Source organism: Enterobacter cloacae complex sp. 2022EL-00788 (assembly GCF_026627565.1).
Lineage (GTDB): Bacteria > Pseudomonadota > Gammaproteobacteria > Enterobacterales > Enterobacteriaceae > Enterobacter > Enterobacter pasteurii.
Window position 1 is genome coordinate 1 of sequence record NZ_JAPNMC010000025.1, and the last position, 24,409, is coordinate 24,409.

Below are 24,409 nucleotides of genomic sequence, written 5' to 3' on the forward strand. Positions count from 1 at the left end.
GAATAATTAAACCACTAGGTAATTTTGCATAGCCGTTGCCTGCAATGCTATTAGCGAAATAAGCCATGTCAGGTAGTTGATTGGCGCTATTTCCAACCGTCCTTTTTGCCGCTTCTCCCAAACGAAGATTTGCTGCAGTAAGGTCAAATGGTGCTGATCTAAACGTCGCTCACTCTTGCCCAAAAGGAGCATAAAACGTGGCATCATCTTTCGCTTTTTGAGGGGTGATTTTTTATGCAAATTGGTTATGTAAGGGTGTCAACAAATGACCAAAACACCGCATTGCAGCGAAACGCGCTTGAGTGCGCAGGATGTGAGCTAATTTTTGAAGATAAAATGAGCGGTAAAACCGCTGATCGGCCAGGACTAAAAAAGGTGCTGCGTACCCTTTCTGCAGGTGACACGCTGGTTGTCTGGAAGCTTGACCGGCTGGGCAGGAGTATGCGCCATCTTGTTACGCTGATTGAAGATCTGCGTGGGCGGGGCATAAATTTTCGTAGCCTGACGGACAGCATTGACACATCGACCCCCATGGGGCGTTTTTTCTTCCACGTTATGGGGGCCCTGGCAGAAATGGAGCGTGAGCTGATAGTGGAGAGAACCCGGGCGGGGCTGGAGGCCGCCCGGGCGCAGGGGCGAATAGGGGGCAGAAGACCGAAGCTGACGCCGGAACAGTGGGAGCAGGCCGGACGGTTAATCGCTGCCGGTGAAACGCGGCAAAGGGTGGCCCTGATTTTTGATGTGGGCATATCGACGCTCTATAAAAAGTTTCCCGCAACCCTGGCGACGCCTGCCTGACAGGGCGCCCGCTTATTGTGCCATCCGTGGCACATAGCGGGTAACGTGCGTTGCGGGCCCATCATCCAGAACATAAGCAGACCCCCTGTAACCGGAGAGACTGCCTTATGGCTCAGGATTACCACCACGGGGTGCGCGTTGTTGAAGTCAACGAGGGCACCCGATCCATTACCACGGTGAGCACCGCCATCGTGGGCATGGTCTGCACCGGCGATGATGCTGATGCGTCCATGTTTCCCCTAAACAAGCCGGTCCTGCTGACCGATGTGCTGACCGCCAGCGGCAAAGCGGGCGAGTCCGGCACGCTGGCCCGTTCGCTGGATGCGATTGCAGACCAGGCTAAACCCGTGACCGTCGTTGTACGTGTGGCGCAGGGTGAAACCGAAGCGGAAACCACCTCCAACATTATCGGCGGCGTTACCGCTGACGGTAAAAAAACGGGTATGAAAGCGCTGCTTTCGGCGCAGTCGCAGCTGGGCGTCAAGCCGCGCATTCTCGGTGTGCCGGGGCACGACACGCAGGCGGTTGCCACTGAACTGCTGAGCGTAGCGCAGAGTCTGCGCGGGTTTGCCTACCTGTCAGCCTACGGCTGCAAAACGGTGGAAGAAGCGATTGCCTACCGTGACAATTTCAGCCAGCGCGAGGGGATGCTGATCTGGCCTGACTTCATCAACTTTGACACCGTGCTGAATGCAGATGCGACGGCTTACGCCTCCGCCCGTGCGCTTGGTCTGCGCGCCAAAATTGACGAACAGACCGGGTGGCACAAAACCTTGTCCAACGTGGGCGTGAACGGCGTCACCGGCATTTCCGCCGATGTGTTCTGGGATCTGCAGGACCCGGCAACCGATGCGGGACTGCTCAACCAGAACGACATCACCACGCTTATCCGCAAAGATGGCTTCCGCTTCTGGGGTTCCCGTTGCCTCAGTGACGATCCGCTGTTTGCCTTTGAAAACTACACCCGAACGGCGCAGGTGCTGGCTGACACCATCGCAGAAGCGCACATGTGGGCGGTGGATGGCGTGCTTAACCCGTCGCTGGCCCGTGACATTATCGAAGGTATTCGCGCCAAGCTGCGCAGCCTGAAAACGCAGGGCTACATCATCGGCGCAGACTGCTGGCTGGATGAGTCGGTGAACGATAAAGACTCTCTAAAAGCCGGGAAGCTCACTATCGACTACGACTACACGCCGGTGCCGCCGCTTGAAAACCTGATGCTGCGCCAGCGCATCACCGATCAGTACCTGCTGGATTTCTCCAGCCAGGTCAGCGCGTAAGGGGACACCATGGCTTTACCACGCAAGTTAAAACACCTGAACCTGTTCAACAACGGGAATAACTGGCAGGGGATCGTTGAGTCTCTGACCCTGCCGAAATTTACCCGCAAGTTTGAGAAGTATCGCGGCGGCGGTATGCCGGGCGCGGTGGACGTGGACATGGGGCTGGATGACGGCGCACTGGACACGGAATTTTCAATCGGCGGCACCGAACTGCTGTTATTCAAGCAGATGGGCAAGGCAACCGTTGACGGCATCCAGCTGCGTTTCACCGGTTCCATTCAGCGCGACGATACCGGCGAAGTGCAGGCCGTTGAGCTGGTTGTGCGCGGACGCCACAAGGAACTGGATTCCGGCGAGTGGAAGACCGGCGAAAGCAACACCACCAAAGTCAGCAGCACCAACAGCTACGCGAAGCTGACCATCAACGGCGAAGTGCTCTATGAGGTGGATCTGGTTAACATGATTGAAATCGTTGGCGGCACGGACCTGATGGAAGCGCACCGTAACGCCCTCGGCCTCTGATAAACCTTAACGGCGCGGGCAACCGCGCCAGTGACCTCTTAACAGGAAAAGAACATGAGCGATAACCTGACTGAAAAGACCGTACAGCTGGACACCCCCATCAAGCGCGGTAAAACCGAAATCACAGAGATTGTGCTGCGCAAACCACAATCCGGCGCGCTGCGTGGCACCCGCCTGCAGGCCATTATGGATATGGATGTAGGCGCAATGATGACCGTCATTCCGCGTATCTCCACACCGACCCTGACGGCGCAGGAAATGGCAGAGCTGGACCCTGCCGATCTCACCGCGCTGTCCGTTGAGGTGGTGACTTTTTTGTTGAAGAAGTCGGTGCTTGCCGGTTTACCGACAGCCTGACGGTTGACGATCTGGTGGCAGATATCGCCACCATTTTCCACTGGCCGCCGTCCGTCACTGACGTTATGCCGCTGACCGAAGTGCTGGAGTGGCGGCATAAAGCGATTCAGAGAAGCGGGGCCAGCGATGAGTGACACTAACCTGCGCCTGCAGGTGATTCTAAATGCGGTTGATAAGCTCACCCGCCCATTCCGTTCTGCGCAGGCCAGCTCAAAAGAGCTGGCTACCGCCATTCAACAGAGCCGCGCCAGGCTGAAAGAGTTAGACGCGCAGGCGGGCAAAATTGATGGCTTTCGTAAATCCAGTGCGCAGCTGGCAATCACCGGTAACAACCTTAAAGCCGCGCGCGAAGAAGCGGCCAGGCTCGCCACGCAGTTTACCATTACAAATCGCCCGACGGCGGCGCAGGCCCGCCTGCTTGAACAGGCGAAAAACCGCGTTTCGGAACTGCAGACCAAATACAACGGCCTGCGGCAGTCGGTTCAGAAGCAACGCCTTGCGCTGAATGAGGCCGGACTTGATACCCGTAAGCTCAGCAGCGCCCAGCGCGAGCTGCGCCAGAACGCCGACGAAACCCGACAGGCGCTGGACCGTCAGCAGAAATCCCTTAAACGCCTCGGTGAGCAGCAGGCCAGGGTTAACGCCGTCAGGGAGCGGTATTCCCGCAGCCTGGAGGTGCGGGATCGCATCGCCGGGGCCGGGGCTACAACCTCAGCGGCAGGGCTGGCAATGGGGGCTCCGGTCGCAGCAGCAGTGAAAAGCTATGCCAGCATGGAAGACGCCATGAAAGGCGTGGCAAAGCAGGTCAACGGTTTGCGGGATGATAACGGCAACCGTACTAAGCAGTTTTATGACATGCAGGCCGCCATCAAGGCCGCCAGTGAACAGCTTCCCATGGAGAATGGCGCTATTGACTATGCCGCCCTTGTAGAAGGTGGCGCGCGCATGGGTGTAACCAATCAGGACGATCCCTACGAAGACCAGAAGCGTGACCTGCTGGCCTTTGCCAGTACGGCGGCCAAAGCGGCCACGGCGTTTGAACTGCCCGCCGATGAACTGGCTGAAGGGCTGGGTAAAATCGCGAGCCTCTACAAGGTGCCGACCCGCAATATTGAGCAGCTGGGCGATGCGCTGAACTACCTGGACGATAACGCCATGTCTAAGGGCGCGGACATTATTGACGTGCTGCAGCGTATGGGTGGTGTGGCTGACCGCCTGGACTTCCGTAAGGCGGCGGCGCTTGGCTCCACATTCCTGTCATTAGGTGCGGCGCCGGAAATTGCCGCCAGTGCATCAAACGCCATGGTGCGCGAGCTGTCCATTGCCACCATGCAAAGTGACCGCTTTATGGATGGCATGGACATGCTGAAGCTCAAGCCCAGAGAGCTCGAAAAGCAGATGGCGAAGGATGCCATGGGCACCATTCTGCGGGTAATGGAGAAGGTGCAGAAGCTGCCGCAGGACAAGCGCCTGTCCGCCATGACGATGCTTTTCGGAAAGGAGTTTGGCGACGATGCCGCAAAGCTGGCTAACAACCTGCCGGAACTGCGCCGCCAGCTGCAGCTCACAGCCGGAAATAGTGCAAACGGCTCAATGCAGAAAGAGTCCGACATTAATAAGGATTCGCTTTCTGCGCAGTGGATGCTGGTAAAAGCGGGCGCACAGAACGCCTTCAGCAGCCTGGGCGAAACGCTGCGTCAGCCGCTGATGGATATCATGGATTACGTCAAAAGCGTAACGGGTGGGCTGCGGCGCTGGATAGAAACCAACCCGGAGCTGGCAGGCACGCTGATGAAAGTTGCCGCCGCCACCGCCGCAATCACGCTGGCGCTGGGCACGCTGGCCGTTGCGGTGGCAGCGGTGCTGGGGCCGATTGCCGTAATCCGGTTTGGTTTGTCCATGCTGGGCGTAAAAACGCTTCCGTCCGTATTTACTGCAGTTACGCGCACCGGCAGCGCGCTGTCCTGGCTGGCAAATGCACCGCTTTCCGTGTTACGTCGCGGGATGGCTTCAGCTGGCGGTGGCGCAAGTTTGCTGACTGCTCCGCTCAATGCGCTGCGGCGCTCCGCCGGGGTGGCGGGCAATGCGCTGAAGACGTTAGCCGGTGCCCCGCTTAACCTGTTACGCGCCGGAATGGCGGGTATTCGTAATGTTGTCGGTATGGTGATGAACCCCCTGGCAGCATTACGGGGCGGGTTATCCGCCGCCGGTGGCGTGCTGCGCTTCCTGGTGTCCGGCCCGCTGGCATTACTTCGCGTTGCGCTTTATGGAATTTCTGGCCTGCTGGGCGCGCTGCTAAGCCCGATAGGGCTGGTTGTGGCTGCGCTGGCTGGTGTGGCACTGGTTGTCTGGAAATACTGGCAGCCTATCAGCGCATTTCTGGGTGGCGTGGTGGAGGGGTTTAAAGCTGCCGCAGGGCCAATCAGTGAAGCGTTTGAGCCCCTGCGCCCGGTGTTTGAGTGGATTGGCGATAAGGTCAGGGCACTCTGGGGATGGTTTGGCGACCTGCTGACGCCGGTCAAATCCACGGCTGCCGAACTGAATAACGCGGCCTCTATGGGGCGGCGGTTCGGTGAGGCCCTGGCCGAAGGCCTGAACATGGTCATGCACCCGCTGGAGTCGCTTAAAACTGGCGTGTCGTGGCTGCTTGAAAAACTCGGCATCGTCAGCAAGGAAGCGGCAAAGGCGAAGCTGCCGGAGCAGGTGGTGAAGCAGCAGCCTCCCACGGTGAACAGCGACGGGAAAGTGGTGCTGCCGCCCGGCGGCTTCCCCATGATGGGGTTTGCTGGCATGTATGACGACGGCGGCACCATCCCGCGCGGCCAGTTTGGCATAGTCGGAGAGAATGGCCCCGAAATCGTGAACGGCCCGGCAAACGTGACCAGCAGACGGCGCACGGCGGCGCTGGCTTCGGTTGTGGCCGGAACCCTGGGCATGGCGGCGGCACCTGGAGAAGCTGCACCCCTGCATCCGTTCAGCCTTCCCGCCATGGCATACCAACAGAGCCAGCCCGCGAAGGCGGACCGCGCACCTGCAGTGATGCGCTTTGAGACGCACGCGCCGATCACGATTTATGCGCAGCCAGGGCAGAACCCGCAGGATATTGCGCGTGAAGTTGCACGCCAGCTCGACGAGCGCGAACGCCGCACCCGCGCGAAGGCGCGCAGCAACTACAGTGACCAGGGGGGGTATGACGCATGATGATGGTGCTGGGGTTATACGTTTTCATGCTGCGCACGGTGCCGTATCAGGAGCTGCAGTATCAGCGCAGCTGGCGGCACGCGGTTAACAGCCGCGTTAATCGCCGCCCGTCAACGCAGTTTCTTGGCCCGGACAACGACTCGCTGACGCTTTCCGGCGTGCTGCTGCCGGAAATCACCGGCGGCAGGCTGTCCCTGCTGGCGCTGGAGCAGATGGCAGAGCAGGGCAAGGCTTGGCCCCTGATTGAGGGCAGCGGGACGATTTACGGCATGTTTGTGATCGAGAGCCTGGGCCAGACAAAGACGGAGTTTTTCGAAAGCGGCACGCCGCGGCGGATTGAGTTCACGCTGACGCTCAAAAGGGTGGATGAATCTCTGTCTGATATGTTTGGCAACCTGAGTGACCAGCTCAGCAACCTGAAAGACACCGCTACGTCTGCGATAGGGGATATTCAAAATACGGTTGGAGGGCTACTGCAGTGAATTTTAGTTCTGAACTCCTGAGCCTGTACGGCAAAAGTCCGGGCTTCAGTATTGTGATCGAAGGCAAGGACGTTACAACCGTGCTGGATAATCGCCTGATGGGCGTGACGCTCACTGACAACCGGGGCTTTGAAGCGGACCAGCTTGATCTGGAACTGGACGACGCGGACGGGCAGATTGTCCTGCCGCGTCGTGGTGCGGTCATTCAGTTTGCGCTGGGGTGGGAAGGGCAGCCGCTTTTCCCTAAAGGCTCGTTTACGGTGGATGAAATTGAGCACAGCGGCGCACCTGATCGCCTCACCATTCGTGCCCGCAGTGCTGATTTCCGCGCAACCCTGAATATCCGCCGTGAAAAGTCCTGGCATCAGACAACCGTGGGGGAGGTAGTCAGGGAAATCGCGGCCCGCCACAACCTGAAAATGGCTATCGGGCAGGACCTGGCTGACCGGCCGCTGGATCACCTGGACCAGACAAATGAAAGTGACGCGAGTTTTCTGATGAAACTGGCGCGCCAGTACGGGGCTATAGCATCCGTCAAGGATGGCAACCTGCTGTTTATCCGGCAGGGCCAGGGGCGAACAGCAAGCGGCAAGCCGTTGCCGGTAGTGACCATCACGCGAAAGGACGGTGACGGGCACCGCTTTACTCTGGCAGACCGTGGCGCCTATACCGGGGTTATTGCCAGCTGGCTGCACACCCGGGAGCCAAAGAAAAAAGAAGTGACGAAAGTTAAGCGCCGCCGCCGGAAGAAAACCACAAAACCAAAGCAGCCGGAGGCTAAACAGGGGGACTATCTGGTGGGGACGGATGAAAACGTGCTGGTACTTAACCGGACCTACGCAAACAGGGCTAATGCTGAACGGGCGGCAAAGATGCAGTGGGAACGGCTGCAGCGCGGGGTGGCGTCATTCTCGTTGCAGCTCGCAGAGGGCCGGGCCGATCTCTATACGGAAATGCCGCTAAAGGTCAGCGGCTTTAAACAGCCAATAGATGATGCGGAATGGACCATAACCACGCTGACCCACACTATCAGCCCGGATAACGGATTTGTTACCAGCCTTGAGCTTGAAGTGAAAATAGACGATCTCGAAATGGAATGACAGGTTCTCATTATTGAATAATGGTGTATCATTATTGCGATATCAGCAAAGGTGAGGGGAAACTATAATGATGAACTGCCCATTATGCGGACTTGCAGCACATACCCGCAGCAGTTTTCAGGTGTCCAGCGAAACTAAGGAACGCTATAACCAGTGCACTAATATCGAGTGCGGCCATACATTCGTAACGCATGAAACATTTGTTCGCTCAGTGTGCCGCCCTCAAAAAATCAGCGCAGCCCCACCTCACCCAAAAGGCATGCAGGAACAATTTGCATACTAACCCGCTAAGGCGGGTTTTTTTATGCCTGCCGTCGCCACAACCAAAACGCTGTCGCCATTTTGCCGCCACTGGTATAAAAAAAGGGGCTACGCTTTCACGTAACCCCTTGTTTTATTTGGTGGAGCTGGCGGGAGTTGAACCCGCGTCCGAAATTTCTACATCCTCGGTACTACATGCTTAGTTTGTCTTTACATTCGCACGCCAGCTGCGGACAGACACGCCACTAACGTACTAGCCTGATTAGTTTTAACGCTTCAACCCCAGGCAGGGCCTCCACGCGATCTCTTTTGGGTTTGACCTCTCTTTGATCCCCGTCTTAAGAGCGGAAGCTAGGGAGAGAGGGCTCAGAGCAGGTTATTAAGCTGCTAAAGCGTAGTTTTCGTCGTTTGCGACTATTTTTTTGCGGCTTTTAACGAGGCAAACCGCCCCTCGGCATGCACCTTGGGTTTCGCAAATCCCGTCGAATCCAGAATCAGCCCCAATAGTGTTGAACTCAGTATACCAGATTTCACATCCTCGATACCAGCCCGAAACGCTAACTTATTGAATAGTACAATAAGTGCGCAGAATCAACGTCCTGCATTCTTCATGATGCGCGCTTTATCCAGTTGCCACTCGCGCTCTTTCAGGTCTGTACGTTTATCGTGCTGTTTTTTACCTTTCGCGACGCCGATTTTCACTTTGCACCAGGCGTTTTTCCAGTACATAGAAAGCGCCACCACCGTGAAGCCTTCACGGTTTATGCGCCCGTAAAGGGATTCCAGTTCGCGCTTGTTAAGCAGCAGCTTACGGGTGCGCGTAGGGTCGCACACGTAATGCGACGAGGCGACGGTCAGCGGCGTAAAGTTTGCGCCAAACAGGAAGGCCTCGCCGTCTTTCAGGATCACGTAACTGTCGCCGATGTTTGCCTTCCCGGCACGCAGCGATTTTACTTCCCAGCCCTGCAGCGCAAGGCCAGCCTCGAATTCTTCTTCGATGAAATACTCGTGGCGAGCACGCTTGTTGAGCGCAATGGTCGCCGAACCAGGTTTATGTGCTTTTTTCTTCGTCATAAGTGTCGTAAAGCCGTCGGTAATCTGATTTTAAAAAGTCACCTCATTGCGTCCCGTGAGGTCTAACGCGCTATCTTAGCACGAGATAAGGCTTAGCGTTTTTTTAACAGGTGATAAATGTTATTATTTGTCCGTTGTGTGACCATGGAAAATGCTATGCCTCAGATTAGCCGTACTGCGCTTGTTCCCTACAGCGCGGAACAAATGTATCAGTTAGTGAACGACGTCCAGTCCTATCCGCAATTTATACCGGGATGTACCGGTAGCCGGGTGCTGGAGTCCGGTCCGACGCAGATGACCGCGGCCGTGGATGTCTCCAAAGCGGGGATCAGCAAAACGTTCACCACGCGCAATACCCTGACGAGCAATCAGAGTATCTTGATGCATCTGGTGGATGGTCCGTTTAAAAAACTGATGGGAGGGTGGAAGTTTACGCCGCTCAGCGCGGACGCCTGCCGCATTGAGTTCCATCTGGATTTTGAATTTACCAATAAGCTGATCGAACTGGCGTTTGGCCGCATCTTTAAAGAGCTAGCCTCGAATATGGTTCAGGCGTTCACCACGCGCGCCAAAGAGGTTTACAGTGTCGCATAAGATTGCTGTTGAGGTGGTGTACGCGCTGCCGCAGAAGCAGTATTTGCAGCGCGTGACGCTGGAAGAAGGGGCGACCGTTGAGGAGGCCATTCGCGCGTCTGGTATCCTTGAGCTTCGCAGCGACATTGACCTGGCGAAGAACAAAGTCGGCATCTACAGCCGTCCGGTTAAGCTGGGTGATGTGCTGAAAGAGGGCGACAGGGTTGAGATTTATCGTCCACTGATTGCCGACCCGAAAGAGTTGCGTCGCCAGCGAGCGGAGAAATCGGGTAAGTAGCCTGTTCCAGGGGGCTCAAGGAAAACAAAAAAGGTGCTCAATGAGCACCTTTTTGTATTTCTGACACCTGATTATTTAGTCAGGGCAGGCTTGTTATCGATGTTGGTCAACACGCCAGCGCTGCTGAAGGTCAGCGTCAGTGTTTGCTGAGTCACATTCTCATGACCAGGCTGCTGGCGGAATACATAGAACCAGGTATTTGTACCGAACGGATCGGACATCATCGGGGTTCCCAGTGCATAAGCGACCTGCTGTTGTGTCATTCCCACACGGATTTTGGACACATCGTTAGGGGTAAGGTAGTTCCCCTGGTTGATGTCAGGACGGTAAACCACTTTCTCCAGAGTGGAACAGCCTGCGGTCAACATCAGAAGAACCGCTGCGGCAGCGGTCAGCGTTTTACAGCGCATAGTGATTTGATTCCTTTTCGGGCCCGAGCAGTACGCGGCTCATATGTAATATGCCGATGATAATAGACCTTGTCCCACTTTGAAACCGGTCTTGCGGCGTTTTTATTGTTCTGTATGACCCTGAGATCCCGAAAAAGTTTATGCCGCCAGCAGTTCTTTCGCATTCGCAAGCGTATTACGGGTGACTTCACTGCCGCCCAGCAGGCGTGCGAGCTCCTGCAGCCGCGAGCGTTTATCCAGCGGCTTCATGTGCGTTTCCGTCATTTCGCCATCGGTTTCTTTGCTGACGATAAAGTGATGATGGCCACATCCCGCTACCTGCGGCAGGTGGGTAACGCACATAACCTGGGTTGATTCACCCAGCTGACGCAGCAGCTTACCAACAACGGCAGCGGTCGGGCCGCTGATACCAACATCCACTTCATCGAAAATCAGTGCCGGGGTTTCCATTTTACGGGCGGTAATCACCTGAATAGCCAGCGCGATACGCGACAGCTCGCCGCCGGACGCCACTTTCGAAATGGCCTGCAACGGCTGGCCCGGGTTGGTGGTGACCCGGAACTCAATACGATCCGCGCCTTCTGCCGTCAGGTGATGCTCCTCAAAACGAACATCGATAGTGAACACGCCATGCGGCATCGCCAGCGTGTGCATGCTCTCGGTAATGTGCTGGCTGAGCTCCAGCGCGTAGTGTTGCCGCACGTCGTGCAGCCGTTTCGCCGTTTCCAGCGCCTGCTGATGATGCAGATTTACCGCCAGAGACAGGGTTTCGAGGGAGTCGGCCTGATCGTCCAGCTGCTGCTGCTCTTCCAGTAGAGACTGATAGTAGTTCGGCAACTCTTCCGGCGTAACGTGGTGTTTGCGCGCCAGTGAAATCTGACGGGAGATGCGTTGCTCAAGCTCGAACAGACGATTCGGGTCCAGATCCAGGCGATCGCAGTAATGGCGTAGTTCATCTCCGGCTTCGGAAATCTGAATCGCCGCTTCTTCCAGCATATCCAGCACGCCAGACAGCTTACTGTCCATGCCGGTCAGCTCGGTAACAAGCTGACGCACGTTGTACAGTTGGCTTTGCAAATTCACGTCCTCGCCATCCGCCAGCATGTTTAGGGCAGTCTGGCTGGTGGAGAGCAGCTGGCCGCTGTTGGCCAGACGCTTGTACTCCTCGTCGATTTGCTCAAATTCACCCGCCTGCGGGTTAAATTCGTTCAGCTCTTTCAGCTGATATTCCAGCAGCTCGGCGCGCGCGGTGCGCTCCTGGCTTTGCTGCTGATGCAGGGCGAGTTCGCGACAGCTCTGGTGCCACTGGCGGTAGTGATCCGCCATCAGCTGAGTAAGCGCGTACTCACCTGCGTAGCCATCAAGCAGGGCTTTCTGCTGTTCGGGTTTGATTAGCTGCTGGTGCGCATGCTGGCCGTGGATCTGGATAAGAAGCTGACCCAGCTCGCGAAGCTGGGAAAGAGGCACCGCCGTGCCGTTGATGAAGCCGCGGGAACGGCCGTCGCTGCTGATGACGCGGCGAAGTAAACACTCACGTCCATCTTCAAGCTGGTTCGCTTCCAGCCAGCGGAGGGCCGCAGGGGTATCTTTTAACGAGAAGCGGGCGCAGAGGTCTGCACGGGCTGCGCCTGCGCGCACCATATCACCCTCTGCACGGCCGCCGAGGCACAAGCCGAGGGCATCAATGGCAATGGATTTACCTGCACCGGTTTCCCCGGTAATTGCCGTCATGCCGCTATGGAAGTCGATCTCAAGCTCACGAACAATGGCAAAGTTGCTGATGGTCAGTTGTGCCAGCATAATTGTTTTCCTGTATGAAAAACCATAACTGTGTTTTCATACAGTATAAACTGGTTTTATATACAGTAAAGTACTGGATGCAAAATCAGAACAATTTTTTTGACCAGCCGAGCTTCGAGCTTAATGTATTGAAATAGCTGTAATCTTTGGGATGAATCAGATTCAGGTGGTAATCGCAGCGGCGAATTAATACATCCTCACCCTCCTGAATGGGGAGCGCAATCTGGCTGTCACAGCTGATCTCCAGGTCGCTGCGGCGATGGGAAAAACGCAGACGGATGGTGCTGTCGCCGTTGATCACCAGCGGACGCGCCGAGAGGGTGTGCGGGAACATGGGGACCAGGGTTATCGCATCCAGCGATGGCGTCAGAATGGGGCCGCCAGCTGAGAGCGAGTAGGCGGTTGAGCCTGTAGGCGTGGAGATAATCAGCCCGTCTGAGCGCTGCGAGAAGGCGAAGATTTCGTCGATATAGACTTCGAACTCAATCATGTGCGCCACTTTACCAGGGTGAAGCACCACTTCGTTAATGGCGGTGCTGATGCGCTTCTGGCAGTCCTGCTGGCACACCTGGGCTTCGAGTAAAAACCGTTTTTCACTGATATAGTGACCTTCCAGCACGTCCGCCAGCTGCTGCTGCGCATTGTCCGGGTCGAGGTCGGTCAGGAAACCGAGATTGCCGCGGTTAATACCGATAACCTTAATATCATAGCGAGCCAGCGTGCGTGCCGCGCCCAGCATATTGCCGTCGCCGCCGACCACCACGGCGAGGTCCGCCTGCTGGCCGATTTCCGCCAGCGTGCCGGTTTTAACGCTTTTAAGCTGCAACTCCTGGGCGATTTGCTGCTCGACCATCACTTCATAGCCTTTGCCACACAGCCAGCGATACAACATTTCATGTGTCGTCAATGCGGTAGGGTGACGCGGATGGCCGACGATCCCAATACACCTGAAATGATTATTCATGTTCTGGAGGTCCTTGTGCCTGATGAATGATGACAATCTGCCTTGTTCCCTTGAATCCAGGAAACTGATCCCCATAATAAGCGAAGTTAGCGAGATGAATGCAGAAAAACGCGGAGAAATTCATGAGTAGTAAAGAACAGAAAACGCCTGAGGGGCAAGCCCCTGAAGAAATTATCACGGAACAGCACGATGAAGTTGAGGCAGTAGAGCCAGACGCGTCAGCTGAGCAGGTGGACCCGCGCGATGAAAAAATTGCCAATCTGGAAGCTCAGTTGGTAGAAGCGCAGAATCGCGAACGCGATGGCGTACTGCGTATCAAAGCGGAAATGGAAAACCTGCGCCGTCGTACCGAGCTGGACGTTGAAAAGGCGCACAAATTTGCGCTGGAGAAATTCGTCAACGAGCTGCTGCCGGTAATCGACAGCCTGGATCGCGCGCTGGAAGTGGCGGATAAAGCTAACCCGGATAACGCGGCGATGATTGAAGGCATTGAGCTGACGCTGAAATCCATGCTGGATGTGGTGCGTAAGTTCGGTGTTGAAGTGATTGCCGATACTGATGTACCGCTGGATCCAAACGTTCACCAGGCCATCGCGATGGTGGAATCAGAAGACGTTACCGCGGGTAACGTGCTGGGCGTGATGCAGAAAGGCTACACCCTGAACGGCCGTACTATTCGCGCTGCGATGGTGACCGTGGCGAAAGCGAAAGCGTAATGCGCTGCCTGTAGTGCCGGGTGGCAGTGTTCGCCTTACCCGGCACTACATTTTATTCGGCAATACTTTCCCGAAGCGGCGTAACGGGCAGGACTTTCACCTGCTTAATCATGTTGTCCTGAACGTCCAGAATATCAATATCATACTGTTCAATACGCACGCGCGTACCTGCCGCCGGGATCTCTTCCAGCGCTTCCAGAATCATGCCGTTCATCGTCCGCGCTTCATCTTCCGGCAAGTGCCAGTTAAACGCTTTATTGATTTCACGAATGTTGGCGCTGCCGTCGATAAGCACCGAGCCGTCGTTTTGCGGCGTGACTTCTTCCGCAAGGGACGGTGACATTGAGGTCGTGAAGTCCCCGACGATCTCTTCCAGAATATCTTCAACGGTCACAAGCCCCTGAATATCGCCGTATTCATCTACCACCAGACCGACCTTCTTCTTGTTGCGCTGGAACTTCACCAGCTGCGTGCTGAGCGGGGTGCCTTCCGGTACGTAGTAGATTTCGTCGGCGGCGCGCAGCATCACCTCTTTGGTGAACTCGTTTTTCTCGGTCATCAGACGATAGGCCTCGCGCACGCGCAGCATGCTGATAGCATCGTCGAGTGAATCACGATAAAGCACGATGCGCCCGTGCGGGGAGTGCGTCAGCTGGCGGACGATAGCCTTCCAGTCGTCGTTAATATCGATTCCGACAATTTCATTGCGCGGCACCATGATGTCGTCAACGCTGACCTTTTCCAGATCCAGCACCGACAGGAGCATGTCCTGATTGCGGCGGGAGATCTGCGAGCGGGATTCGTTCACGATGGTACGAAGTTCATCCTTGCTGAGCGCGCTGCTGATAGTGACGTCCGCCTTTATGCCGACCATGCGCATCAGCACGCGGGTCACCATATTCAGCAGCCAGACCAGCGGCATCATCAGAATGAGCAGCGGTGCCAGCAGGAAGCTGCTCGGATAGGCGACTTTCTCCGGGTAGAGCGCCGCGATGGTTTTAGGCAGCACTTCGGCAAACACCAGCACCACAAACGTGAGCACCCCGGTGGCAATGGCCACGCCGGCGTTACCGTACAGACGCATCCCGACGATGGTGCCCAGCGCAGAGGCGAGAATGTTGACCAGGTTGTTACCGATAAGCACCAGGCTAATCAGGCGGTCCGGCTTACGCAGCAGCTTTTCGACACGCCGCGCGGCACGGTTACCCTGTTTCGCACGATGACGTAACCGGTAGCGGTTCAGCGTCATCATGCCGGTTTCCGAGCCAGAGAAATAGGCGGAGATGACCACCATGGCGATCAGAATGACGATCAGCGTGGTGGTAGAGATGTGTTCCAGGGGGAACTCCTTTTATGACTTAGCCAGCAAATTGCTGTATGAAGCGGCTGCCAAAGTAGGCAAGCGTGAGAATGCCCGCACCCGCAACGTTGAACCAGACCACGCGACGACCGCGCCAGCCTTCATGATAATGGCCCCATAACAGGACAATATAGACAAACCACGCGATGATGGAGAGGACCGCTTTATCGATATTCTCCACGCTGAACAGGTTTTTCATATAAAACAAGCCCGTGCACAGCGTCAGCGTCAGCAGAACCACGCCGACCTGGGTGATGTGGAACATCTTACGCTCAATCACCATCAGCGGCGGCATTTCGTGGTTGAAGGCCAGTTTTTTATTTTTCAGCTGGTAGTCAATCCACGCGAGCTGCATGGCGTAGAGCGCGGCAATGATCAGCGTCGCGTAGGCAAACAGCGACAAACCAATATGCACCAGCATCCCCGGCGTCGCTTCCAGATGGGTAATAAACTCGTTGGGCATGAACGTGGCTAACGCCAGGTTGATCAGCGCGAAGGCGTAGACAATCGGCAGCAGCAGCCAGCCACGGTTTTTGGACGCGACAATGGTCATTACCGTACAGATCATCAGGCTGACCAGCGAACCGACGTTCAGCACGCTCAGATTTTGCACGCTGCCGTCGCCGGGAATGATGCGTGATTCCAGCGCAAAGGCGTGGCTTATCAGTGCGATCACCGCCGAAAGAATAGCCATGCGCCGCCAGCCGCTGTTTTTTTGCAGCAGGCCAGGAATGATCAGCGCGAGGCTGACAGAGTAGGCAACAAGGGCGATCAGTGCGAAAACAGGCATATAGGCGTCGACAGTTGTCTTAATAAGAAAGAGAAGCAGTATAACGTTACGTGACGCCTGCTCCAACCGTTGCATAACAACAAAGGCGCCTTCATGTTATACTCCGGCAAAATTCTGTGTATGTGTCGCCCAGGCGACCTAACGTTTCTACCCCAGGCGAGAGACAATGTTTGATAATTTAACCGATCGTTTGTCGCGCACGCTGCGCAACATCAGCGGCCGTGGACGCCTCACCGAAGAGAACATCAAGGAAACGCTGCGCGAAGTGCGCATGGCGCTGCTGGAAGCAGACGTTGCGTTGCCGGTCGTACGTGATTTTATCAACCGCGTGAAAGAGAAAGCGGTTGGTCATGAAGTCAACAAGAGCCTGACCCCGGGTCAGGAGTTCGTCAAAATCGTCCGCAACGAGCTGGTTTCGGCGATGGGCGAAGAGAACCAGGTGCTTAACCTGGCGGCTCAGCCTCCGGCCGTGGTGCTGATGGCGGGCCTGCAGGGTGCGGGTAAAACCACCAGCGTCGGTAAGCTGGGTAAATTCCTGCGCGAGAAGCACAAGAAAAAGGTGCTGGTCGTTTCTGCGGACGTTTATCGCCCGGCGGCGATCAAGCAGCTGGAAACGCTGGCCGAGCAGGTTGGCGTGGATTTCTTCCCGTCCGACGTGGCCCAGAAGCCTGTCGACATCGTCAATGCCGCGCTGAAAGAAGCAAAGCTTAAGTTCTACGACGTGCTGCTGGTGGATACCGCCGGTCGTCTGCACGTTGACGAAGCGATGATGGACGAGATCAAGCAGGTGCATGCCTCTATCAACCCGGTAGAGACCCTGTTTGTCGTTGACGCCATGACCGGCCAGGATGCGGCGAATACCGCAAAAGCGTTTAACGAAGCGCTGCCGTTGACCGGCGTGGTGCTGACCAAGGTTGACGGTGACGCCCGCGGCGGTGCGGCGCTGTCTATTCGTCATATCACCGGTAAGCCGATCAAATTCCTCGGCGTGGGCGAGAAAACCGAAGCGCTGGAGCCGTTCCACCCGGATCGTATTGCCTCCCGTATCCTCGGCATGGGCGACGTGCTGTCGCTGATCGAAGATATCGAGAGCAAGGTCGACCGCGCGCAGGCAGAAAAACTCGCCAGCAAGCTGAAAAAAGGCGACGGTTTCGATCTGACCGACTTCCTTGAGCAGCTGCGTCAGATGAAAAACATGGGCGGTATGGCAAGCCTGATGGGGAAACTGCCGGGTATGGGGCAGATCCCGGACAACGTCAAATCGCAGATGGACGACAAAGTTCTGGTGCGGATGGAGGCGATCATCAACTCCATGACGCTCAAAGAACGTGCGAAGCCAGAAATCATCAAAGGTTCGCGTAAGCGCCGTATCGCCGCCGGCTGCGGCATGCAGGTGCAGGACGTTAACCGCCTTCTGAAACAGTTCGACGACATGCAGCGCATGATGAAGAAAATGAAGAAAGGCGGCATGGCGAAGATGATGCGCGGCATGAAAGGCATGATGCCGCCAGGATTCCCTGGGCGTTAATCGGCCTTTTACAGCAGACCGATCAACTGCTGATTGCATTTTCCCCAAAAATCAGTAAAATTTTCGGGCTTTTAATATGACACCCGGGCTCCGTTCCTCGATGGGGCCCGGTTGTTTTATTCACACAAGAGGATGTTATGGTAACTATTCGTTTAGCACGTCACGGCGCTAAAAAGCGTCCGTTCTACCAGGTTGTTGTTACTGACAGCCGTAATGCACGCAACGGTCGCTTCATCGAGCGCGTTGGTTTCTTCAACCCACTGGCCGCTGGCGCAGAAGAAGAAACTCGTCTGGATCTGGATCGTATCGCTCACTGGGTTGGCCAGGGCGCTACTGTTTCCGATCGCGTTGCTACGCTGATCAAAGCAGCAAACAAAGCAGCTTAATCTGTCACGGTGGTCATGATGAGCAATAAAGCACCTGTTGAACCGATCGTATTGGGAAAAATGGGTTCTTGCTACGGTATCCGTGGTTGGCTCAGAGTGTTTTCCTCCACTGAAGACGCTGATAGCATTTTTAATTACCAGCCCTGGTTTATCCAGAAAGCCGGTAAGTGGGAAGAGGTCGAGCTGGAAAGCTGGCGTCACCACAATCAGGACATCATCATCAAGCTGAAAGGCGTTGACGATCGTGATGCCGCGAATGCGCTGACTAATTGTGAAATTGTCGTGGATTCGTCGCAGTTGCCGCAGCTGGAAGAGGGTGACTACTACTGGAAAGACCTTATGGGTTGCCAGGTAGTGACCACCGAAGGCTACAGCCTGGGTAAAGTCATCGACATGATGGAAACCGGGTCAAATGACGTTCTCGTCATTAAGGCAAACCTGAAAGATGCATTTGGCATCAAGGAGCGGTTGGTTCCGTTCCTCGATGGACAGGTTATCAAGAAAGTCGATCTCGCTACTCAAACCATTGAAGTAGATTGGGATCCTGGTTTTTAATTCTCCGGATAAACGGTAAAAGACGGCGCTATGTGGATTGGCATAATTAGCCTGTTTCCTGAAATGTTCCGCGCGATTACCGATTACGGGGTAACTGGCCGGGCAGTAAAGAATGGCCTGCTGAGCATCCAGAGCTGGAGTCCTCGTGACTTCACGCATGACCGGCACCGTACCGTGGACGATCGTCCTTACGGCGGCGGACCGGGGATGTTGATGATGGTGCAACCCTTACGGGACGCCATTCACACAGCAAAAGCCGCGGCAGGTGAAGGCGCGAAGGTGATTTATCTGTCACCTCAGGGACGCAAGCTTGATCAAGCGGGCGTGAGCGAACTGGCGACGAATCAAAAGCTGATTCTGGTCTGTGGTCGCTACGAAGGGATAGATGAGCGCGTAATTCAAACCGAGATTGACGAAGAATGGTCTATCGGCGATTACGTTCTCAGCGGTGGTGAGTTACCGGCAATGACGCTGATTGACTCCGTAGCCCGGTTTATTCCGGGTGTACTGGGCCACGAAGCTTCGGCAACGGAAGATTCGTTTGCTGATGGATTGCTGGACTGTCCACACTATACTCGTCCTGAAGTGTTAGAAGGAATGGAAGTACCGGCAGTATTACTGTCCGGAAACCATGCCGAGATACGTCGCTGGCGTTTGAAGCAGTCGCTGGGCCGCACCTGGCTTAGAAGACCTGAACTTCTGGAAAACCTGGCTCTGACTGAAGAGCAAGCAAAGTTGCTGGCCGAGTTCAAAACAGAACACGCGCACCAGCAGCATGAACATGATGGGAATGCGTAATACGCTCCCGAATATCAGTTTACCCAGGATAAGAGATTAAATTATGAGCAACATTATTAAGCAACTTGAACAAGAGCAGATGAAGCAGGACGTACCTTCCTTCCGTCCAGGTGACACCGTGGAAGTGAAAGTATGGGTTGTTGAAGGTTCCAAAAAACGTCTGCAGGCATTCGAGGGCGTGGTTATCGCTATTCGTAACCGCGGTCTGCACTCTGCATTCACTGTTCGTAAAATTTCCAACGGCGAAGGCGTTGAGCGTGTCTTCCAGACTCACTCTCCGGTAGTTGACAGCATTGCTGTTAAACGTCGTGGTGCTGTACGTAAAGCTAAACTGTACTACCTGCGTGAGCGTACTGGTAAGTCTGCTCGTATTAAAGAGCGTCTGAACTAAGATTCGCTTAAGCGACATCCTGTTAGAAAGGGCTGGCCGAAAGGCTGGCCCTTTTTTTATCCCATCGCACCTCTCGCGTTAACCCTTACGTCATAAATCATTTACAATGATCGCCTCTTCGGTGGAGGGTAAGTGGATAACGTACTGCATCAGCATAGCTGGAAACGCGCAGCGGCAATGACCGCGCTGTTTGCGATCCTGCTGATCGTCGTGGCGCCGCTGATCTCCGTCTCGCTGCAAAAAGATCCCATGAGCGCCATGTCCGGCATGCACCATGACATGAGCATGATGTCGATGGACGAGCATCACGTTGATATGTCCCACAGCATGCCGGTCGACCACGCTGAAGCCTGCGGCTACTGCGTGCTGTTAGCCCACGTGCCGGGCGTGATGCTGGCGCTTATCGTCCTGCTCAGCGTGGTGTTGCAGCGGCTGCGGTTGAAGCCGCCTCGTCAGGCGGTCAGCCACTGGCACTTTTTCCCCTGGCTTTACCCTGATACCCGCGCGCCGCCGCCGCGGTCTGCTTTCTCCCTTTAAAAACAAAATCGATAACTTTTTGCCATAAAAGGAAAAGTATGACTACCTGCACGCCGCGCGCGGCATGGGGAAACCTGCTGCGTCGCCTCCATTTCTATATCGGGCTGTTTGTCGGTCCGTTTATCTTCTTTGCTGCTCTGACCGGCACGCTGTATGTCGCTACGCCGCAGCTGGAAAATGCGCTGTACCATCACGCGCTCCACGCGGATGCCGTGGGTGAGGCGCAGCCTCTTGCTGCACAAATTGCCGTGGCCGAAAAGGCCGCAGGATCGGATCTGCGTCTGCATGCCGTTCGTCCGGGGCTGGAAAAGGGCGAAACCACTCGCGTGATGTTTGCCGACCCGGCGCTTGGCCCCTCGGAGCATCGGGCTATTTTTATCGATCCCGTCAGCCTTGAGGAACGCGGTGATTTGACGGTCTATGGCACCAGCGGGATTTTGCCGCTGCGCCAGACCATCGATTATCTGCATACCTCGCTGATGCTGGGCAACCCCGGGCGACTCTATAGCGAGCTAGCCGCCTCCTGGATGTGGGTGGCAGCCCTTGGCGGCATCGCGCTGTGGTTCTTCACCCGACCGAAGCGGCGCATTAACAATCGCTTCCAGAATCGTCGTCGCCTGCATGTGATCCTGGGCTGGACGCTGTTGGGGGGGATGCTGCTGTTCTCTGCCACCGGGTTAACCTGGTCACAGTGGGCCGGAGGCAACGTCGATAAGCTGCGCGCAGAAATGAACTGGCTGACGCCGCAGGTTAATACCCAGCTTTCAGGCGCGCCGGAAATGATGGATGAACACGCTGAGCATCATGGTCATCACGGTGGCATGACGATGCCTGAAACGCCCGTTGAGCCGTCGCTGTTCGACAGCGTATTGCAGGCTGCCCGCCAGGCCGGGATTGACGCAAACAAGCTGGAAATCCGTCCGCCAGGAATGGCCGATCGGGCCTGGACGGTAACGGAAATCGATCGCGGCTGGCCGACGCAGGTTGATGCCGTTGCCGTAGATCCGCACTCTCTGAAGGTGCTGGACAGCACGCGCTTCGTGGATTTCCCGCTGATGGCCAAACTCACCCGCTGGGGCGTGGATTTCCATATGGGGATCCTGTTTGGCCTGGCCAATCAGCTGCTGCTGATAGCGTTCGGTATTGCGCTGTGCGTGCTGATTATCTGGGGTTATCGGATGTGGTGGATGCGTCGTCCCGCCAAATCCAGCGCGGATCCGGTGCAAACGCTGTATCAGAGCTGGCTGGCATTGCCGCTGTGGGGAAGAGGGCTGACGCTCGTTACGGGCGTCTTGCTGGGGCTGGCGCTGCCGGTGATGGGCGTCAGCCTGGCGCTGTTCATTGTGATTGACTGGCTGCGCTGGCGAGCGGCTTCAGGCGTGTCGCTCGCCGGGACATCCGTTAAATAACGTTATGGCGTGCTGATGACCACCGCCACACGGCGATTCTCAGCGCGCCCTTGCGCAGTGCTGTTGCTGCTTACAGGGTATTTTTTACCTAAACCCCGCGTGGTGAGGTTGCCGCGCGGGATATTCGCCCCCTTCGCCCAGGCATCCGCCACGACATTAGCGCGTTTCAACGAAAGCGCTTCGTTGTAGCTGTCTTCACCATAGTTGTCGGTATGGCCGTCCATCCGGGCGTGGTTCAGACCGGTTGCCGCCAGGCGCGAAGCCATGGTCCTGATTTGCGTTTCACTTTCGGGGCGCAGCCTGGCATCGTTTTTATCAAACAGGATCTTATCCGACAGGCCCAGGGACCAGTCGCCGTTCAGTTCGTTAAAGCCGTAGGACTTCATTGCCGCGATTTGCTCTGGTGTGAATTTGCCGTCCGGCGTCTGGCACCCGGACATAGCCAGAGATGCCAGTAACAACGGCGCAAAGTATCGCTTTAACATATCGTCTTCCTTTCAGGATATTGTTTTCGAACGCTGGTTTTTAACCAGGTACATATTGCGGTCGGCTTGCTCCAGTAATGCCTCGACGGAGGCATTTTCCCACGCCAGAGCAAAGCCAATGCTGAGTGACATCGATGCCGTATGTCCGTTATGCAGATCGAACGGACGAATGAATTGCCGCGACAGCGCAGCACAAATGCTCTGGACCTCACGCTCTGAATGGACGCCGTACAGGATCATGGCAAACTCGTCGCCGCCAAGACGGTAAGACTGATGACGTTTTTCGCCAAACTCGACCATCCTTTTAGCGGCTTCGATCAGCACGCAGTCACCCGCGGCATGGCCCCAGGTATCGTTGATAAACTTGAAATTATCGCCGTCCAGAAAGAGCAGGGCAGAATTGGTTTTTGCAGAGGCGTCGTTCATTAATGCCGCAATATTGTTGCGAAACGCGGCGCGGTTTGCGAGCCCGGTGAGCGGGTCGTGCATGGCGGTACGCAACAGCTGAGCGTTTTTCGCCTGTAGCTTAAGCTGCCACTCCTCCATTTCATCCAGCAGGCTGTTGAAGTCTTCACCAAACTGGTGGAACTCTTCTATGCGGCCTTCCGTTACGCGGCGGGAGAAGTTGCGGTTGGTGCGTACGTCATGAACAACGTCTGTAATGTTTTGCATTTCAGTGACCATACCGTGATGCAGCGAACGGGTGATGGTCAATGCGACGGCAGAGGCAAACAGAATGCAGCCGGTGAGGACCGCAAATGACAGCCAGATAAAGTGGCCGATCAGGCTGTCTCGTGCGGTCAGGCGAATTTCGCCAATCTTAATGCCGTTGTGCATGATGGGCTGTGCGATCGGAACAGGGAACAGCCAGCGGCTGACCAGCGTACCCAGCGTGTCGGTATTATTCGCCGGGTTCCATGCCCACCAGGCAAACCGTTTCTGATGCGCATTAAGCACTTCCGCCACGGAAAATTGCCCCTGTTTACCGAGGGCGGCCAGCGTTTCATTTGCCGCCACGGCATCATTGAAAACCAGAGAGGCTTCAAGGCTGTGGCTCATGGTGGCACCGGTTAATTCAAGGTTTTTTTGCGCGTATTGCTTTAATGTCACCACGGAAGCGAAACACAGCAGCAACCATATAAACGTCATTGTTATAATGACGCTTATCATGCTGATTCGCCGCAACGTTCTTTTAAACGTTGGACGCGGTATTGATGTGACATCCTTATTCATGCTTCTTATTCCGTGCGAGCATTAATACATCCGGATTGACTCTGACACCACTGCGCGTTAGGGCATCCAGATTGACGGAAAACCTGACCTGGTTGTGCTCTATAATCAGACAAAATGCGCTACCAATAACGCATTCAGGATTTTGCTCTGACATTAAGAGTAACGCCCGGCCCTGGTATTCGCTTATTAATTCCAGCTGCTTAGCTGGGGATTCAGTCCCGAAATAAAGGGCATCACACGTTGCGGTGAGTGCTTCCCGGTCACTGTGCACAATGACAGGGACATAGGGCAACGGGTTTTGCTCATCTTCACTGCTGAGCGCATGGGTATAGTGAGAAGAGGCATAAATGCAGAGTTTAGGCTGGCCGGACAGCGCGGGCCATCGGGTATAGCTCACAATACCTGAAACAATCGAACGTACCGATTTATCCGTTTCCGTAAACGTGCCAGCGGCGACAGGGCCCACCATAAGGAGCAGCATTAGCGCCAGCGTCAGTCGGAGCAAAGCGATCAAGAATGCATTTCTCATCAGAGTCCGCCAAACTGCTCCGGAAATAGATGTCCTTAAGAGTTGCAGGCAGAATACCATTTTTTGTTAAAGTCGTCATTATGTCAGAAATATCCCCGGGTTGACCTAAGCTAAATCTCACGCGTGCTTATATTCCGGAGAATTGAGATAGGCTCAATTCAGCCTGGTGGAACTCATGCTTTTATCCATTCCCGTTTGCCATGAATCATGCAGCCTGGCAGCATTCTCCGCGTTGGCACAGCTGGCATGGAATGATTTTCCCGCTAATCCCCAGGCGTGAATAAAGCCTGCTTCACATATTTTTTTCCGTCCGTCGGCGTAGCCTCGGAGATATTCAGCCCGATCCACCTGCGGGTCGTTAAAACTATCGGCCAGCGTCTGGTTATCTTTAACCGCAACGCCGTTCATGGCGTCTTCTTTACCTGCGCTGAACCAGTCCGGGCTGGTCCAGTGGGGCTGGAAGGTATAAGGATCGATCTGACAACCCGATAAAATCAGCAACAGCATCAGAGCAAATGGACGCATAGCGTGTCTCCTTTTTTTGAGCATAGCCTGGCTTAACTCTCCAG

Annotated in this window: 29 protein-coding genes and 1 other RNA gene; 19 read left to right on the top strand and 11 right to left on the bottom strand. The window is 55.5% G+C overall.

Going from position 1 to position 24,409, the window contains the following annotated elements; translation table 11 throughout:
- Nucleotides 1-234: 234 nt before the first annotated feature.
- The 9 genes from OWK27_RS23655 to OWK27_RS23695 all read left to right on the top strand — a co-directional run bounded on the left by OWK27_RS23655 (nucleotide 235) and on the right by OWK27_RS23695 (nucleotide 8,026).
- Nucleotides 235-798 carry a recombinase family protein gene (locus OWK27_RS23655; RefSeq protein ID WP_045325517.1) on the top strand — a complete coding sequence of 188 codons (564 nt, stop codon included), beginning with the start codon at nucleotides 235-237 and terminating at the stop codon, nucleotides 796-798.
- 107 nt (nucleotides 799-905) lie between these two features.
- Nucleotides 906-2,078, top strand: coding sequence for a phage tail sheath protein (locus OWK27_RS23660; RefSeq protein ID WP_267591332.1), 1,173 nt, complete (start codon nucleotides 906-908; stop codon nucleotides 2,076-2,078).
- A 9-nt stretch (nucleotides 2,079-2,087) separates the two neighbouring features.
- On the top strand, nucleotides 2,088-2,603 hold the full coding sequence (locus OWK27_RS23665) for a phage major tail tube protein (RefSeq protein ID WP_267591333.1): 516 nt from the start codon (nucleotides 2,088-2,090) through the stop codon (nucleotides 2,601-2,603).
- Between the two features lie 54 nt (nucleotides 2,604-2,657).
- On the top strand, nucleotides 2,658-2,960 hold the full coding sequence (locus OWK27_RS23670; protein ID WP_045325513.1) for a phage tail assembly protein: 303 nt from the start codon (nucleotides 2,658-2,660) through the stop codon (nucleotides 2,958-2,960).
- A gap of 14 nt (nucleotides 2,961-2,974) precedes the next feature.
- The gene (locus tag OWK27_RS23675) at nucleotides 2,975-3,094 is read left to right on the top strand and encodes a GpE family phage tail protein (protein WP_007848878.1); all 120 of its coding nucleotides are present in this window, start codon (nucleotides 2,975-2,977) and stop codon (nucleotides 3,092-3,094) included.
- A complete protein-coding gene (locus OWK27_RS23680; protein ID WP_267591334.1) occupies nucleotides 3,087-6,161 on the top strand; it encodes a phage tail tape measure protein in 3,075 nt (1,024 codons plus the stop codon). Before OWK27_RS23675 ends, OWK27_RS23680 begins: the two co-directional genes overlap by 8 nt.
- On the top strand, nucleotides 6,158-6,643 hold the full coding sequence (locus tag OWK27_RS23685) for a phage tail protein (protein WP_085036886.1): 486 nt from the start codon (nucleotides 6,158-6,160) through the stop codon (nucleotides 6,641-6,643). Before OWK27_RS23680 ends, OWK27_RS23685 begins: the two co-directional genes overlap by 4 nt.
- Nucleotides 6,640-7,743 carry a phage late control D family protein gene (locus tag OWK27_RS23690; protein WP_085036885.1) on the top strand — a complete coding sequence of 368 codons (1,104 nt, stop codon included), beginning with the start codon at nucleotides 6,640-6,642 and terminating at the stop codon, nucleotides 7,741-7,743. Before OWK27_RS23685 ends, OWK27_RS23690 begins: the two co-directional genes overlap by 4 nt.
- A 67-nt stretch (nucleotides 7,744-7,810) precedes the next feature.
- Nucleotides 7,811-8,026: an ogr/Delta-like zinc finger family protein gene (locus OWK27_RS23695; protein WP_072015918.1), complete on the top strand. Its 216-nt coding sequence runs from the start codon at nucleotides 7,811-7,813 to the stop codon at nucleotides 8,024-8,026.
- A gap of 116 nt (nucleotides 8,027-8,142) precedes the next feature.
- Here OWK27_RS23695 and ssrA read toward each other — a convergent pair.
- Together ssrA and smpB are read right to left on the bottom strand one after the other, a co-directional pair.
- Nucleotides 8,143-8,506: a transfer-messenger RNA gene (gene ssrA / locus OWK27_RS23700) on the bottom strand.
- A gap of 89 nt (nucleotides 8,507-8,595) precedes the next feature.
- A complete protein-coding gene (gene smpB / locus OWK27_RS23705) occupies nucleotides 8,596-9,078 on the bottom strand; it encodes an SsrA-binding protein SmpB (RefSeq protein WP_063956759.1) in 483 nt (160 codons plus the stop codon).
- Nucleotides 9,079-9,234: 156 nt separating this feature from the next.
- Between smpB and OWK27_RS23710 the strand changes: the two genes are divergently transcribed.
- Complete coding sequence (locus tag OWK27_RS23710; protein ID WP_209007155.1) at nucleotides 9,235-9,672, top strand: type II toxin-antitoxin system RatA family toxin; 438 nt, start codon at nucleotides 9,235-9,237, stop codon at nucleotides 9,670-9,672.
- On the top strand, nucleotides 9,662-9,949 hold the full coding sequence (locus OWK27_RS23715; protein ID WP_148421484.1) for an RnfH family protein: 288 nt from the start codon (nucleotides 9,662-9,664) through the stop codon (nucleotides 9,947-9,949). Before OWK27_RS23710 ends, OWK27_RS23715 begins: the two co-directional genes overlap by 11 nt.
- A 71-nt stretch (nucleotides 9,950-10,020) precedes the next feature.
- Here OWK27_RS23715 and bamE read toward each other — a convergent pair whose 3' ends face one another.
- The 3 genes from bamE to nadK form a co-directional block, all read right to left on the bottom strand.
- Entirely contained in the window at nucleotides 10,021-10,359 is a 339-nt protein-coding gene (bamE, locus tag OWK27_RS23720) for an outer membrane protein assembly factor BamE (RefSeq protein WP_006178060.1), read from the bottom strand.
- 138 nt (nucleotides 10,360-10,497) lie between these two features.
- Nucleotides 10,498-12,159: a DNA repair protein RecN gene (recN, locus tag OWK27_RS23725; protein ID WP_267591335.1), complete on the bottom strand. Its 1,662-nt coding sequence runs from the start codon at nucleotides 12,157-12,159 to the stop codon at nucleotides 10,498-10,500.
- 85 nt (nucleotides 12,160-12,244) lie between these two features.
- The gene (gene nadK, locus OWK27_RS23730) at nucleotides 12,245-13,123 is read right to left on the bottom strand and encodes an NAD(+) kinase (RefSeq protein WP_063841620.1); all 879 of its coding nucleotides are present in this window, start codon (nucleotides 13,121-13,123) and stop codon (nucleotides 12,245-12,247) included.
- 122 nt (nucleotides 13,124-13,245) lie between these two features.
- Here nadK and grpE point away from each other — a divergent pair, with 122 nt between their 5' ends.
- Nucleotides 13,246-13,839 carry a nucleotide exchange factor GrpE gene (grpE, locus tag OWK27_RS23735; protein WP_063865224.1) on the top strand — a complete coding sequence of 198 codons (594 nt, stop codon included), beginning with the start codon at nucleotides 13,246-13,248 and terminating at the stop codon, nucleotides 13,837-13,839.
- Nucleotides 13,840-13,891: 52 nt separating this feature from the next.
- On the opposite strand, the gene OWK27_RS23740 is transcribed toward grpE, so the two are convergent.
- Nucleotides 13,892-15,178 carry an HlyC/CorC family transporter gene (locus OWK27_RS23740; protein WP_148421492.1) on the bottom strand — a complete coding sequence of 429 codons (1,287 nt, stop codon included), beginning with the start codon at nucleotides 15,176-15,178 and terminating at the stop codon, nucleotides 13,892-13,894.
- A gap of 19 nt (nucleotides 15,179-15,197) precedes the next feature.
- On the bottom strand, nucleotides 15,198-15,989 hold the full coding sequence (locus OWK27_RS23745; RefSeq protein ID WP_003863130.1) for a cytochrome C assembly family protein: 792 nt from the start codon (nucleotides 15,987-15,989) through the stop codon (nucleotides 15,198-15,200).
- 166 nt (nucleotides 15,990-16,155) lie between these two features.
- Here OWK27_RS23745 and ffh point away from each other — a divergent pair, with 166 nt between their 5' ends.
- From ffh to OWK27_RS23780, 7 genes are all read left to right on the top strand, one after another.
- Nucleotides 16,156-17,517 (top strand): signal recognition particle protein, encoded by a 1,362-nt coding sequence (ffh, locus tag OWK27_RS23750; protein ID WP_003863132.1) that lies wholly within the window; start codon nucleotides 16,156-16,158, stop codon nucleotides 17,515-17,517.
- 137 nt (nucleotides 17,518-17,654) lie between these two features.
- Nucleotides 17,655-17,903 (top strand): 30S ribosomal protein S16, encoded by a 249-nt coding sequence (gene rpsP, locus OWK27_RS23755; RefSeq protein ID WP_003863133.1) that lies wholly within the window; start codon nucleotides 17,655-17,657, stop codon nucleotides 17,901-17,903.
- A gap of 15 nt (nucleotides 17,904-17,918) precedes the next feature.
- On the top strand, nucleotides 17,919-18,458 hold the full coding sequence (gene rimM / locus OWK27_RS23760; RefSeq protein WP_148421494.1) for a ribosome maturation factor RimM: 540 nt from the start codon (nucleotides 17,919-17,921) through the stop codon (nucleotides 18,456-18,458).
- A gap of 30 nt (nucleotides 18,459-18,488) precedes the next feature.
- Complete coding sequence (gene trmD / locus OWK27_RS23765; RefSeq protein ID WP_014832949.1) at nucleotides 18,489-19,256, top strand: tRNA (guanosine(37)-N1)-methyltransferase TrmD; 768 nt, start codon at nucleotides 18,489-18,491, stop codon at nucleotides 19,254-19,256.
- A 43-nt stretch (nucleotides 19,257-19,299) separates the two neighbouring features.
- A complete protein-coding gene (rplS, locus tag OWK27_RS23770; RefSeq protein WP_002914145.1) occupies nucleotides 19,300-19,647 on the top strand; it encodes a 50S ribosomal protein L19 in 348 nt (115 codons plus the stop codon).
- A 132-nt stretch (nucleotides 19,648-19,779) separates the two neighbouring features.
- Nucleotides 19,780-20,184 (top strand): DUF2946 domain-containing protein, encoded by a 405-nt coding sequence (locus OWK27_RS23775; protein WP_267591336.1) that lies wholly within the window; start codon nucleotides 19,780-19,782, stop codon nucleotides 20,182-20,184.
- Nucleotides 20,185-20,222: 38 nt separating this feature from the next.
- Nucleotides 20,223-21,593, top strand: a complete 1,371-nt coding sequence (locus OWK27_RS23780; protein WP_267591337.1) for a PepSY-associated TM helix domain-containing protein — start codon at nucleotides 20,223-20,225, stop codon at nucleotides 21,591-21,593.
- 2 nt (nucleotides 21,594-21,595) lie between these two features.
- Here the strand turns inward: OWK27_RS23780 and OWK27_RS23785 are convergent, their stop codons facing one another.
- The 4 genes from OWK27_RS23785 to OWK27_RS23800 all read right to left on the bottom strand — a co-directional run bounded on the left by OWK27_RS23785 (nucleotide 21,596) and on the right by OWK27_RS23800 (nucleotide 24,365).
- On the bottom strand, nucleotides 21,596-22,078 hold the full coding sequence (locus tag OWK27_RS23785) for an OmpA family protein (RefSeq protein WP_148421499.1): 483 nt from the start codon (nucleotides 22,076-22,078) through the stop codon (nucleotides 21,596-21,598).
- A gap of 12 nt (nucleotides 22,079-22,090) precedes the next feature.
- On the bottom strand, nucleotides 22,091-23,311 hold the full coding sequence (dgcN, locus tag OWK27_RS23790; protein WP_148421501.1) for a diguanylate cyclase DgcN: 1,221 nt from the start codon (nucleotides 23,309-23,311) through the stop codon (nucleotides 22,091-22,093).
- The gene (locus tag OWK27_RS23795) at nucleotides 23,304-23,840 is read right to left on the bottom strand and encodes a YfiR family protein (RefSeq protein WP_242171472.1); all 537 of its coding nucleotides are present in this window, start codon (nucleotides 23,838-23,840) and stop codon (nucleotides 23,304-23,306) included. The genes dgcN and OWK27_RS23795 overlap by 8 nt, the downstream gene beginning before the upstream one ends.
- A gap of 153 nt (nucleotides 23,841-23,993) precedes the next feature.
- Nucleotides 23,994-24,365 carry a DUF2799 domain-containing protein gene (locus OWK27_RS23800; protein WP_267591338.1) on the bottom strand — a complete coding sequence of 124 codons (372 nt, stop codon included), beginning with the start codon at nucleotides 24,363-24,365 and terminating at the stop codon, nucleotides 23,994-23,996.
- Nucleotides 24,366-24,409 lie beyond the last annotated feature (44 nt).